The following is an 11,819-nucleotide window of genomic DNA, read 5'->3' as shown; positions in this document are numbered from 1 at the left end:
TCAGTCCTCCAGCCCGATCAGGCCGCCCAGCCCCCGCGGGCGGGCGGCGGCCAGGTGGGTGTCGTCGACGAACATGCCGTCGCGCATCGAGACCAGCCGGTCGGCGGTCGCCGCCACCCGCTCGTCGTGCGTGACGATCACGAGGGTCTGCCCGGCGGAACGCAGCTCGCCGAAGATCCTCAGCACGTCGAGGGTGGCGGCGGTGTCGAGGTTGCCGGTGGGCTCGTCGGCCAGCACCACCAGCGGGTCGTTGACCAGCGCGCGGGCGACGGCGACGCGCTGGCGCTGGCCGCCGGACAGTTGCGAGGGCAGGTGCCGGGCGCGGGCGGCGAGCCCGACCCGGTCCAGCAGCGCGTGGGCTCGCCGCCTGGCCTGGCGGCGCGAGCGGCCGGCCAGCAGCGCGGGCAGCTCGACGTTCTCGGCCGCCGACAGCTCCTCCACCAGGTGGAACGCCTGGAAGACGAACCCGACCGACCGGCGTCGCAGGCGGACCAGGGCCCGCTCGCTCAGCGTGTCGACGCGCCGGCCGGCCAGCCACACCTCTCCGCCGGTGGGCCGTTCCAGGCCGCCGAGCAGGTGGAGCAGGGTGGACTTCCCGCAGCCGCTCGGGCCGGTCACCGCCAGCGTCTGCCCCTGGGGGATCTCCAGGTCGACCTCGTCCACCGCGCGGACCCGGCTCTGCCCCTGGCCGTGCGTCTTCACCAGGCCGCGGGCCTGTAACACGTTCATGCGCCCTCGTCTTCGTCTTCGGCCCCGGACCAGGTGCGCTCGCAGGCGTCCAGCCAGCGCAGGTCGGCCCGCAACCGCAGCACGACCCCTTCCAGCAGCAGGCCGGCGGGTGATCCGGGCGGTTCGTCCAGCGTCGCCCGCTGGACCTCGCGCAGGCGGCGCAGCAGCTCGCGGCGCTGCGCCGCGATCAGCTCGACCGGGTCGGCCAGCCGGGCCGCGGCCGCGGCGGCGAGTTTGAGATGGAACTCGGCCAGGTCCGGTTTCGGCCAGCCGACCTCGGCGAGCCAGGCGGCCACCCGGCGCTGGCCGTCGGGGGTCAGCGCGTAGACCTTGCGGTCGGGCCGCTCGGGGAGGCCGTCGGCCCGTTCGCAGGCGACGAGCCCGGCCTTCTCCAGCCTGGCCAGGGTCACGTAGATCTGGCCGGGGTTCATCGACTCGCCCAGCGGGCCGAGGCTGTGCCGCAGGCGGGCGCGCAGGTCGTAGCCGTGCGACGGCTCCTTGGCGAGCATCGCCAGCACCGCGTCCTGCACGGCCTCACCCCCTAACGGTTAGCCAATAGATAGCGGTTAGCCGTAGGAGGTGTCAAAACCTACAGGGACGGGCGCGGCCTGATCATCCACAGGCCCAGGCCGTACATCGCCAGGCCGAGCAGGATGAACCCGGCGGCGACCGGATAGCGCAGCCCGGCCGGCATGTACGTGGCCAGGAACCAGGAGTGGCGCAGCATGTCGTTGGAGACGAAGACGGCCGCGAGGATGCCCTGCGGCACCAGCGGGATCGCGCCGAGGCCGAAGCACCACCAGGTGACCATGCGCTGCGTCGTGGACAGCCGGTCGAAGCGGGAGGCCACGGCGGGCCGCTGCCTGCGGCCGGTGCGCATCAGGTCCAGCAGCTCGGGGCCCTGCGCGCGCAGGCGGCGTTCGGCGAGCAGGCCGAGGCCCCAGACGCACAAAGCCCCCGTCAGGACGCCGACGGCGACCCCGGCCCAGCCGTACCGGAGGGCGACCAGCGCCGCGGGCAGCCCGGTGAGAGCCACCAGGGCGAGGGTCAGGTAGGCCAGCCCGGTCAGGCCGCCGTCGTCCTCGCTGGTGCGCAGCGGGTTGCCGGCGCGGCGGTGCGGGTCGGTGCCGGGCACCAGCCCGTACACCGAGATCAGCGGCACCAGCCCGGCCGCGCCGCCCAGCAGGGCCGCCAGCAGCGCCAGGACCAGCGGCCACGGACCGCCGGTGATCGCGGTGAACGCCACGGTCAGCACGGCCGCCACCGGCGTCTGCGCCGTCAGCCACGCCAGTTGCCGGCCGCGCACGTCGCTCGCGCCGGGGGTCATCAGGGTCAGCCAGAGCGCGGTGCCGTCGGCGCCGTACTGGTTGGCGGCCATGGCCGCGGCCATCACGACGAAGATCGGGCCCGCGTAGGGCAGCATGCCGTTCCAGCCGACGACCAGCGGGACGGCCGCGAAGCAGACGGCGTACGACAGCGCGAACGTGAGCTGGTGGTTGCGCACCAGATCACGTGACCAGGTGCGCAGCTCCTTGGCGACGATCGCCCGGTTGGCGGTGGCGGCCGTCATCGGACGCCGGGTGCGCCCGGACCGCTGCGTCGCCCCCGCGCGCCGCCCCAGCAGCACCGCCCACGCGCCGAGCAGCAGCACGGCCAGGAGCGCCAGGGCGGGCAGCGCCCACCACTCGCCCTGGACGGCCAGCAGCCCCCACCCGGAGGGCAGGTACCGGACGAACGACGGCATGCCGGTCTGGCCGAAGGCCACGAAGAAGATCCAGATCTGGCCGAGCGCCGCCAGGATCGCGCCGTTGAGCACGCCGGAGGCGATCGCGCCCGCCCGGGACCGCAGCGCCTGCCCGACCAGCGCCACCGCGAGCTTCGACAGCAGCACGAACACGGCCAGCTGCAAGACCATGGCGGGCACGGCCACCAGGGCGTTGACCGGCCCGAGCCGCGCGCCCGCGATCGGCAGGCCGAGCAGCGCGGTCAGGCTGACCAGCGGCGCGACGCCGACGAAGGCCGCCACCAGCAGCCCGGATGCCAGGCGGCGCGGCGGCAGGCCGAGCATCGTGAAGTACTCCGGCCGCAATGTCTCGTCGCCGCCGCCCATGAAGACGGGGCCGAGCATCCAGCCCAGCAGCCACACCGCGTAGGCGGCGGCCAGCAGCTCGGGGTCGGCGAAGGCCAGGTAGATCGTCCCGGCGGCGAGCAGCGCGCCCAGCGCGGCGCCCGTGCCCGCGGTCTGGGCCCGGGTGCCCCGGAAGGCGTGGCGCAGGAGCGCGACCTTCATCCGGGCCATGGTGGCCAGGGTGTTCGGCGGGGTCAGTGTGACAGCCACGACAGCTCCTTCACGCCGGTGTCGTCATTGCCGACGAGGGCGACGAAGGTGTCCTCCAGCGAGCGGCCGCCGCGCACCTCGTCGAGGGTGCCGGCCGCGGCCACCGTGCCCCTGTCGATCACCGCGACCCGGTCGCAGAGCTGCTCCACCAGGGCCATGACGTGGCTGGAGAGCACGATCGAGCCGCCGTTGGCGACGAACCCGCGCAGGATCCGCTTGATCGTGGCGGCCGAGACCGGGTCGACCGCCTCGAACGGCTCGTCCAGCACCAGCAGCCGGGGCGCGTGCAGCAGCGCGGTGGCCAGCCCGATCTTCTTGCGCATGCCGGTGGAGTACTCGATGACCAGCGTGGTGCCGGCGCCGTCCAGTTCCAGCACGGCCAGCAGTTCGTCGGCGCGCCGGGCCACCTCGTCCTTGGGCAGGCCGCGCAGCAGGCCGAGGTAGGTGAGCACTTCGCGGCCGGTCAGCCGCTCGGGCATGGCCATGCCGTCGGGCAGCACCCCGACCAGGGCCTTGGCCTGCTCGGGAGCCGACCAGACGTCCTGGCCGAAGATCGTGGCGCCGCCCGCGTCGGGGCGCAGCAGGCCGACGGCCATGGACAGGGTGGTGGTCTTGCCGGCGCCGTTCTGGCCGACGAGCCCGAAGAACGACCCCTGGGGGACGGTGAGGTGGATCGCGTCGACGGCGACCTTGTCACCGAATCTCTTGGTCAGCCCGTTGATCTCGAGCGCCGGCGTCATGAGGTTCTCCTGGTGGCGAGGGTGAAGATGGTGGCCAGTTCGGCGGCGAGAGTGCCGAGGTCGTAGCCGGGGTCCTTCAGCACGTAGCTCGGCACGGCGTCGATGGCGCCGCGGATCGCGATCGCCATCGGCCGCAGCTGGAACTCCCGGAACTCGCCGGTCTGCTGGCCCCACGCCAGCAGCTTCTCGATGTCGTCGATGGCGGTGCCCTGCTGGCCCGCGTAGGGCCCGTCGTGGTCGTGGGTGATGATCTCGACCAGCGCCAGCAGGGGTTTGCGGTGCACCCGCATGAACTCGAGGTTGGTCTCGAAGTAGACGCGCAGCCCGTCGGTGGCGGTGGTCTGCGCCAGGATGCGCGGCACCATCAGGTCGGTGGCGAGCTTGACCGCGTGCCCGACGACCGCCTCGATCAGCTCGTCCTTGCTGCCGAAGTAGTAGGCGATGAGGCCCGGCGTGATGCCGGCGAGCTTGGCGATCTTCGCCATCGACGCCTGCTGGTATCCGAGCGTCGCCAAAGCCTCGACGGCGCAGTCGATGATCTGGGCCCGCCGGTTCTCCTCGACGAACGTCCGCTCTCCTGATGGCACGTTCAAGATATTAAACGGTCATTCAAAGGATGGCAAAGACGGTTTGACCTGGGCGGCACGCCTAGGGTGGTGGCGGGAAGATCGACCGGCCCGGGGGACCTGGCTGCGCTCGAACGCCGGCACGGCGCCCGCCTCGGCGTGTACGCGCCGGCCACCGGCACCGGCGCCACGCCGGCCCACCGCGCCGACGAGCGCTTCGCGTTCTGCTCCACCTTCAAGGCCCTGGCCGCGGCGGCGGTCCTGCACCGCAACCCGCTCGGCCACCTGGACGACCGCGTCACCTACACCTGGGCCGACATCGACTCCATCTCACCGATCACCCGGCGGCACGTCGCCACCGGCATGACCGTCCGGCAGCTCTGCGACGCCGCTATCCGGCACAGCGACGGCACCGCGGGCAACCTGCTGATGCGTGACGCCGGCGGCCCGGCCCGGCTCACCGCCTTCCTGCGCGGGCTGGGCGACCGGGTCAGCCGCATCGACCACTACGAGCCGGAGCTCAACAGGATGGGCCCGAAGAACCCGCGCGACACCACCACCCCGCGCGCGATCGCCGCCGACTACCGGGAGATCCTGCTCGGCGACGTGCTGCCCCCGGCCAAGCGCGCGCTGCTCGAAGGCTGGCTGCTGCGCACGACCACCGGCGCGGCGCGCGTCAGGGCCGGTCTGCCCAAGGGGTGGAAGCTGGCGCACAAGACCGGGACCGGCAACTACGGCAGGGCCAACGACATCGCCGTGGTGTGGCCGCCGGGCGGGGCGCCGCTGGTGGTGGCCGTCATGACCGACCGCCCCGGTTACGGCACGCCGCCCAGGGAGGCGCTGATCGCCGAGGCCACCCGGGTGATCGTCGCCTCGCTCACCTGACCAGCCCGAACCGGGCGGTGACGGCCCGCAGCCCCTCGATCACGTCGGTGGCCGAGGGCGCGGCCTGCGGGTCGTTGAGCCACTGGGCCATCACCCCGAGCAGCAGCGCGAGCTGCACCGAGCCGACGGCGCGCACCTCGCCGTCGGCGATCTCCTCCTCCGGCACCCCGGTGAGCTGCGCGGCCATGCCCCGCCGCCCCTCGCGCTGACCGGCCACGAGCTGCTCGCGCAGCTCCGGCGAGTGCTCCGCCTGGACCAGCGCCTCCAGGTTGGCCAGCCACAACGTGCGGTGCTCGTTGATCGAGCCGATCAGCTGCTCCCACAGCGCCTCGAAGCTCTCGGCGGGTGACCTGCCGGGGTCGTCGAGGGCGGCCAGGGCCGCGCCGACCTTCTCTCCCCATTCGCCCATGGCCTCGACCAGGGCCGCGTTGAGCAGCGCCTCCCGCGAGCCGAAGTGGTAGCCGATGGCGGCCATGCTCACGCCCGAGGCCGCGGCGATGTCGCGGACGGTGGTGCGCCCCCAGCCCTTCTCCTCCAGGCAGCGCCGCGCCCCGGCCAGCAGGTCTTCGCGATTTCCCATGGCCGGAAGCCTAGCACGCACGCCTTAGACGACTGTCTTGCGCATTTGCCCAAATCTGCGTACGGTGTGGAGCGTTCACCGACGAAAGAGGACATGCAATGCGCATCCTGATCTCCGGCGGCAGCGTCGCCGGCCCCGCCCTCGCCTACTGGCTGCACCGTCACGGCCACCAGGTCACCGTCGTCGAGCGCGCCCCGGCCCCGCGCGGCGGCGGCGCGGCCATCGACTTCCGCGGCTCGGCCCTGGACGTGCTGGACCGCATGGGCCTGCTGGCCGAGATGCGCCGGCACGCGACCACGATGACCTCCATGACGCTGGTCGACGAGGCCGGCGACGCGCTGGCGGTGCTGCCCGCCGAGGCGATCTCCGGCGAGCTGGAGGTGCTCAAGTCCGACGTCACGAAGGTCCTGTACGAGGCCACCCGCGACACCGTCGAGTACCTGTTCGACGACACCGTCACCGCGCTCGACCAGGACGCGGCGGAGGTGCGGGTGCGGTTCGAAAAGTCCGCGCCGCGCACGTTCGACCTGGTGGTCGGCGCCGACGGGATGCACTCCAAGGTGCGCGCGCTCGCCTTCGGCCCCGAGTCGCGCTACGTGCGCGACCTCGGCATCTACGGCGCGCTGTTCACCACCGGCAACATCCTGGACCTGCGGGACGCGGGCCTGATGCACAACACCCCCGGCCGCAGCGCCCTGGCCTTCACCGCCCACGGCAACACCGAGCTGCGGGTCGGCCTGTCGTTCGCCGCCGACGACCTGGTCTACGACCGGCGCGACCGCGCCCAGCAGGAACGCCTGGTGGCCGAGCACTACGCGGGGGCGGGCTGGCAGGTGCCCAGGCTGCTGGCGGCCATGCGGGAGGCCGAGGAGTTCTTCTTCGACTCCTCCGGCCAGGTCGTGATGGACACCTGGACGAACGGCCGGGTCACGCTGCTGGGCGACGCGGCCTACTGCGCGGCGCCGACCTCCGGCCGCGGCACCTCACAGGCCCTGATCGGCGCGTACGTGCTGGCCGGGGAGCTGGCCGAGGCGCCCGACCACGCCGCGGGCCTGGCCGCCTACGAGCACCGGATGCGCGACTACGTCGAGCGCAACCAGCGGCACGGCCGGGCCGCGGCCCGCTGGTTCTTCGGCGCGCCGGACGAGCCCATGCCGGACGACGTCGACGACACGGTCCCGCTCAAGGAGTACGCGCTCTGAGGCCGTGGCCGAAGACCCCGGCGGCTCAGAGCCAGCCCGCGTCGCGGGAGATGCGGATGGCGTCGATGCGGTTGCGCCCGCCGACCTTGCTGATCGCGTTCGACAGGTAGTTGCGCACGGTGGCCTGCGACAACGAGAGCTGGGTGGCGATCTGCGCGGTGCGGATGCCGGACGCGGCGGCGCGCAGCACCTCGGTCTCCCGGGCGGTGAGCGGGCTGCTGCCGGTCTCCAGGGCGGCGGCGACGAGCTCGGGGTCGATCACCCGTTCGCCGCGGGCGATGCGCCGGATGCCGTCGGTCAGGGTCTGGGCGGGGGCGTCCTTGACGATGAACCCCCGCGCGTGCACCTTCAGCGCGCGCAGCAGGTTCCCCGGCTGGCTGAGCCCGGTGAGCACGAGCGTGCGGCAGTCCGGCAGCCGCTGCGACAGCTGCTCGGCGGCCGACAGACCGTCCAGGCCGGGCATGTCGATGTCGAGCACCGCGACGTCCGGGCGCACCCGGAGGGCGGCGGCCAGCACCTCGTCGCCACGCTCGATCTCGGCCACGACCTCCATGTCGTCCTCCAGCGAGAGCAGGGCGACCAGGGCCGAGCGGATCATGTGCATGTCCTCGGCGATCAGTACGCGGATCACGGGCCTTCCTCGGGAACCTCGACCGACAACCGGAAACGGCCGTCGTGGACGGCGGTGGACGACGAGCCGGACGCCGCGCGGGCGCGTTCGGTCACCCCGGCGAGCCCCGATCCCGGCCGCCCGACGCCGCGCACGCCGTCGTTGACGATCTCCAACCGTACCCTGCCGCCGCCGCGGGCCACGGTGATCGCGCAGGTCGTGGCCTCGCTGTGCCGCAGCAGGTTGGTGGTGCCCTCGCGGATGGCCCACGCCAGCGCGTCGTGGGCCGGGCCGGACAGCGGCGGCAGCGCGGCCACGTCGAGCCGGGTGCCGACCCCGGCCGCGCCGAGCAGGGCAGCCGCGCCGTCGATCTCGGTGCGCAGCGACACGGCCAGCTCGTCGCGGGTGATCGCGCGCACGTCCCTGAGGGCGTCGCGGGCGACTCCCGTCAGGCTCTCGATCTCGGCACGGGCCGCGCCGGCGTCCTTGACGAGCAGCCGCAGGGCCAGGTCGCCCTTGAGGGAGATGGCCGACAGGCTCTGGCCGAGCAGGTCGTGCAGGTCGCGCGAGACCCGGACGCGTTCCTCGCCGACCGCGGCCGCGGCCAGCTCGGCCCGGGTGGCCTCCAGCTCCTCCAGCAGCAGCACCAGGCGGGCCCCGGCGACCAGCGCCCCGCCGAACACGATCAGGCCGAGCAGGGGGTAGACGGCCAGCAGGAGGGCGTGCGGGACCGTGTCGCCGTCGTGCAACATCTGCGCCACCTCCAGCGCGGCGGGGTGCAGCACCTGCGCGACGGCGGCCACCGCCCGCGCCGGGCCGCGCAGCAGCATGACGATCGAGGCCAGGGCGAAGATGGTCATGCCCTCCCACTGCGTGGCGAGCCACCACAGGGGCAGGTTCGCCAGCAGCAGGAGCGCCGCCAGGGTCCAGGGCCAGCCCGCCGGACGCGCGCCGCGGGAGGCGGCCAGGCTGTGGCGGAGCTGGAGCGCGAGGGCCGCCAGGACGCCCAGTCCCGCCAGGACGGGGTCCCCGGGCGGCCCTTCCATGCCCATGCCGATGTAGACCGGCACCTGCGCGGCCAGCGGGACGTGCAGCGCGACGAACGGCCGGCGCGGATGCCGCAGCACCCAGGCCGGCGGGATCTGCGCGGTCATGCCGCCACCTCGATCGTCTCGGTCACGTCGTCGGCGCGGACCTCCAGCAGCACCCGGCCGCCCGCGAGGGTGGCGGCGATCGTGCAGGCGCGCACGCCGTCGGCGCGCAGCAGGCGGGTGACGGTGGCGCGCAGGGCCGCCCGCGGGCCGGGCGGGATCGTCTCGGGGACGCCCTGCCTGGGCAGTTCCAGGCGGGTCGGCACGCCCGCCGCCGACAGCAGCGTGGCGGCCGTCTCCAGCTCGGCCCGCAGCGACGGCTGCCGGTAGCCGCGCACCCGCCGTCTGGCCTCGGCCAGCGTGCGGCGCGAGTCGTCGGCGAGCTGGGCGAGCTCCGCCGCCAGCCCGGGGGCGGGGCCAGGGGTGTTTCCAGTGGTCAGGGCCGCCGCCGCGCGTTCGCCGCGGGCGGCGATCGACTCCAGCGCGCCGCCTAGCGTGCGGCGCAGGTCGTCGTCGATGCGCCGCCGCTCCTGCGCGACCGCCTGCTGCGCCAGCGCCTCCCTGGCCGCCTGCAGCCGGGTCAGCGCCGCGGCGAGCCAGACGAGCAGCAGCAACGCCCCGCCGCCGCACAACACCGAGAACGCCGGCCACGACGCCACCTGCCACGGCAGGCCCAGCAGCAGCGCCACCGGCGCGGCCGCCGCCACCAGAACGACGCAGGCCAGGTACGACCACGGCGCCGGCAGCACCAGCACGGCCGACACCACGAGCCCCGCGTACGCCCGCGGCCACATGTTCCCGGCCAGGGGCGTCACGCCGAGCACGACGACGGCCATGACCGCGAACGTCCAGCGACCGGCCGGCGGACGGCGGGCGTGGGCGGCGTACCAGACGTGGCGCAGATGCAGGGGGAGGTAGGCCGCGGTCGCGGCCAGGCTCCACAGCCCGGTGCGGCTGTCGTTGCCCTCGTAGCCGAACGACAGCGTCACCTGCAGCAGCGGCAGCAGGGCGCTGCACACGACGGCGACGACCGGCGCCAGCCGGACGACGCGGCCGGACCGCCAGAACTCCGCCCTGTCCGCCACCCTGCCCACCACCCGTCGACGTTCCCCGGCTGACCAGGGTAGGCCGCCCGGCCGGACGGCGGCGCGGCCCGGCCGCCGGGGCCGGACCAGGGTGAGCGGCAGGGTCATGAGGGGTTCGTCGCCGCCTTCCTCGGGGGATGTCGAGGGACTCAGCCTGCACCCGGAGGACGGCGGCGAACAGATGCAGATGTCATCGGTCGGCCCGTGAGATTCGCGGCGGGTTCAGCCCGGGTTCAGCCCGCCTTGCCGATAGGCAGGCCGTGGTCCGCCGGGAGCACGGCGGGCAGGGTCAGGACGGCTAGTTCACCCGGGTGACCCGGTTCAGGGCCGGGGCGGGCAGCGGGCTCCTGGCCCGGATGTAGGACTCGAACGCCTCGATGTCGCGGACCTTCTCCACCCGCTCGGTGCCCTCGGTCAGCACCGAGAAGCCGTCGCCGCCGGTCGCGACGAAGGAGTTGGCGGTCAGGCGGTACTTCGCGGCGGGGTCGACGACGGCGCCGTTGAGCTTGATGCTCGCCGGGTCGACGCGGTCGCAGGCGGGCTTGGCGTTGTCGTAGGTGTAGGCGAGTCCCTGCGAGACGCCGAGCACGCGCGCGGTGCTCTGGCCGCACCACTGCTGCTCCAGCAGCCGTTCGAGCTGGGCGCCGGTGAGCGTCATGGTGACGAGCATGTTGCCGAACGGCTGCACGCGCAGCGCCTTGCCGTGCGTCACCAGGTTCGACATCTCGTTGCCGGTGGGGTTGACGATCAGGTCGCCGCCGATGCCGCCGCCGTAGGGCGGCTGGACGGCGATCTGGGCGCCGCCGTTCTCGGCGGCGGAGGTGGCGAACAGGCGGGCGTCGGCCAGGGCGTGGCCGACGGTGGACTCGCCGGCGGCGTTGCGCTGGGCGGTCAGGTCGCGGGCGAGCAGGCCGACCGGCCGGTCGAGCAGCTTCTGCGCCTGCTCGTCGGTGCGGCGGCGCAGAGCGGCGATCCGGGCGTCGGGCTTGATGTCGTGGGTGACGGTGATGTTCTCGGCCTTGGCGGAGGTCGGGTTGCCGGTCGCCCGGTCGACGGTCAGGACGACCTTGGTGAGCTCGCGCGTGTGGGCGGAGGTCTGCGTGACCGGAATGCCGTTGACCACGCAGTTGTACGGGTTGTGCGTGTGCCCGGAGATCACGGCGTCGACCTCGGGGTCGAACCGCTGCACGATGTCCTTGATCGGCCCGGCCAGGTTGTTGCACTCGTTGGGCAGGCCGCCGCCGGTCTGCCCGCCGCCCTGGTGGATCAGGACGACGATCGTGCGCACGCCCTTGGCCTTGAGCTCGGCCGTGTAGGCGTTGACCGCCTCGGCCTCGTCGCGGCCCTCCAGCGGCTTGGTGGGGCCGGGGGCCTCGTTGAGCGCGTTCTTGTAGTCGACGCCGATGATGCCGACCTTGACGCCCTTGACCTCCTTGACGATGTAGGGCGTCAGCGCGGGCTTGCCGGTGGTGGTGTCGACGATGTTGGCGCCCAGGTAGGGGAACGCGGCGCCCTTGAAGCCGGGCAGCGCGCAGCCGTCGATCGGGTGGCAGCCGCCGTTCTCCATCCGGCGGAACTCGGCGATGCCCTCGTCGAACTCGTGGTTGCCGACGCTGGAGGCGTCCAGGCGCATCAGGTTGAGCGCCTGGATGCCCGGCTCGTCGTGCAGGGCGGTGGCGTTCATGGTGCTGGAGGAGTAGTTGTCGCCGGCCGAGAGCCGCAGCGTGCCGTCGGGGTTGTCGCGCTGGAGCCGGTCCATGTGGGCGGCCAGGTACTCGGCCCCGCCCGCCTCGACCGGCCCGGACGGCGTCGTGGCGAAACTGGTCGGGAAGCCGGAGTGGAAGTCGTTGAAGGCCAGTAACTGGATGTCCACGGCGTCGGCGCGGGCGGGCAGCAGGCTGGTGCTGCCGAGCACCAGCGCCATGAGGAGGTTGCGCATGGCCACGAAAGTGACATAGTCCCATCGAGTCACACAAGAGGGAAATTTTCTAAC

Annotated in this window: 11 protein-coding genes and 1 pseudogene; 2 read left to right on the top strand and 10 right to left on the bottom strand. The window is 73.4% G+C overall.

Annotation, left to right across the window (positions count from 1 at the left end; genetic code table 11):
• The 5 genes from ACIBK9_RS10575 to ACIBK9_RS10555 are packed head-to-tail and all read right to left on the bottom strand — an operon-like array spanning window position 1 to window position 4,394.
• Window positions 1–729, bottom strand: a complete 729-nt coding sequence (locus ACIBK9_RS10575; RefSeq protein ID WP_397156928.1) for an ABC transporter ATP-binding protein — start codon at window positions 727–729, stop codon at window positions 1–3.
• Window positions 726–1,259, bottom strand: a complete 534-nt coding sequence (locus ACIBK9_RS10570) for a PadR family transcriptional regulator (protein WP_397156926.1) — start codon at window positions 1,257–1,259, stop codon at window positions 726–728. The genes ACIBK9_RS10575 and ACIBK9_RS10570 overlap by 4 nt, the downstream gene beginning before the upstream one ends.
• Window positions 1,260–1,318: 59 nt before the next feature.
• On the bottom strand, window positions 1,319–3,067 hold the full coding sequence (locus tag ACIBK9_RS10565; RefSeq protein ID WP_397156924.1) for a hypothetical protein: 1,749 nt from the start codon (window positions 3,065–3,067) through the stop codon (window positions 1,319–1,321).
• The gene (locus ACIBK9_RS10560; protein ID WP_397156922.1) at window positions 3,052–3,807 is read right to left on the bottom strand and encodes an ABC transporter ATP-binding protein; all 756 of its coding nucleotides are present in this window, start codon (window positions 3,805–3,807) and stop codon (window positions 3,052–3,054) included. The genes ACIBK9_RS10565 and ACIBK9_RS10560 overlap by 16 nt, the downstream gene beginning before the upstream one ends.
• Window positions 3,804–4,394 carry a TetR/AcrR family transcriptional regulator gene (locus ACIBK9_RS10555; RefSeq protein WP_397156920.1) on the bottom strand — a complete coding sequence of 197 codons (591 nt, stop codon included), beginning with the start codon at window positions 4,392–4,394 and terminating at the stop codon, window positions 3,804–3,806. The genes ACIBK9_RS10560 and ACIBK9_RS10555 overlap by 4 nt, the downstream gene beginning before the upstream one ends.
• Window positions 4,395–4,496: 102 nt before the next feature.
• On the opposite strand from ACIBK9_RS10555, the pseudogene bla reads away from it, so the two are divergent.
• Window positions 4,497–5,258: pseudogene (gene bla / locus ACIBK9_RS10550) on the top strand (class A beta-lactamase); the annotation flags it as partial.
• On the opposite strand, the gene ACIBK9_RS10545 reads toward bla, so the two are convergent.
• Window positions 5,251–5,838: a TetR/AcrR family transcriptional regulator gene (locus ACIBK9_RS10545; protein WP_397156918.1), complete on the bottom strand. Its 588-nt coding sequence runs from the start codon at window positions 5,836–5,838 to the stop codon at window positions 5,251–5,253. The pseudogene bla and the gene ACIBK9_RS10545 sit on opposite strands and share 8 nt — an antisense overlap.
• 98 nt (window positions 5,839–5,936) lie before the next feature.
• On the opposite strand from ACIBK9_RS10545, the gene ACIBK9_RS10540 reads away from it, so the two are divergent.
• On the top strand, window positions 5,937–7,040 hold the full coding sequence (locus tag ACIBK9_RS10540) for an FAD-dependent monooxygenase (RefSeq protein ID WP_397156916.1): 1,104 nt from the start codon (window positions 5,937–5,939) through the stop codon (window positions 7,038–7,040).
• A 25-nt stretch (window positions 7,041–7,065) separates the two neighbouring features.
• Here the strand turns inward: ACIBK9_RS10540 and ACIBK9_RS10535 are convergent, their stop codons facing one another.
• The 4 genes from ACIBK9_RS10535 to ACIBK9_RS10520 all read right to left on the bottom strand — a co-directional run bounded on the left by ACIBK9_RS10535 (window position 7,066) and on the right by ACIBK9_RS10520 (window position 11,765).
• Complete coding sequence (locus tag ACIBK9_RS10535) at window positions 7,066–7,671, bottom strand: response regulator transcription factor (protein WP_358286887.1); 606 nt, start codon at window positions 7,669–7,671, stop codon at window positions 7,066–7,068.
• Window positions 7,668–8,804, bottom strand: a complete 1,137-nt coding sequence (locus ACIBK9_RS10530; protein ID WP_397156913.1) for a sensor histidine kinase — start codon at window positions 8,802–8,804, stop codon at window positions 7,668–7,670. Before ACIBK9_RS10530 ends, ACIBK9_RS10535 begins: the two co-directional genes overlap by 4 nt.
• Window positions 8,801–9,934, bottom strand: coding sequence for a hypothetical protein (locus tag ACIBK9_RS10525; protein ID WP_397156911.1), 1,134 nt, complete (start codon window positions 9,932–9,934; stop codon window positions 8,801–8,803). The genes ACIBK9_RS10530 and ACIBK9_RS10525 overlap by 4 nt, the downstream gene beginning before the upstream one ends.
• 190 nt (window positions 9,935–10,124) lie before the next feature.
• Window positions 10,125–11,765, bottom strand: coding sequence for a bifunctional metallophosphatase/5'-nucleotidase (locus ACIBK9_RS10520; RefSeq protein ID WP_397156909.1), 1,641 nt, complete (start codon window positions 11,763–11,765; stop codon window positions 10,125–10,127).
• Window positions 11,766–11,819: the final 54 nt, after the last annotated feature.

This window comes from Nonomuraea sp. NPDC050227 (assembly GCF_044459705.1).
Taxonomy (GTDB): domain Bacteria; phylum Actinomycetota; class Actinomycetes; order Streptosporangiales; family Streptosporangiaceae; genus Nonomuraea.
This window is presented reverse-complemented; position numbering and strand designations above follow the sequence as displayed.

Coding starts and splice junctions, on each gene's coding strand:
- ACIBK9_RS10575 (WP_397156928.1), bottom strand. CDS start 729: ATGAACGTGTTACAGGCCCGCGGCCTGGTGAAGACGCACGGCCAGGGG.
- ACIBK9_RS10560 (WP_397156922.1), bottom strand. CDS start 3,807: ATGACGCCGGCGCTCGAGATCAACGGGCTGACCAAGAGATTCGGTGAC.
- ACIBK9_RS10545 (WP_397156918.1), bottom strand. CDS start 5,838: ATGGGAAATCGCGAAGACCTGCTGGCCGGGGCGCGGCGCTGCCTGGAG.
- ACIBK9_RS10540 (WP_397156916.1), top strand. CDS start 5,937: ATGCGCATCCTGATCTCCGGCGGCAGCGTCGCCGGCCCCGCCCTCGCC.
- ACIBK9_RS10530 (WP_397156913.1), bottom strand. CDS start 8,804: ATGACCGCGCAGATCCCGCCGGCCTGGGTGCTGCGGCATCCGCGCCGG.
- ACIBK9_RS10525 (WP_397156911.1), bottom strand. CDS start 9,934: ATGACCCTGCCGCTCACCCTGGTCCGGCCCCGGCGGCCGGGCCGCGCC.
- ACIBK9_RS10520 (WP_397156909.1), bottom strand. CDS start 11,765: ATGCGCAACCTCCTCATGGCGCTGGTGCTCGGCAGCACCAGCCTGCTG.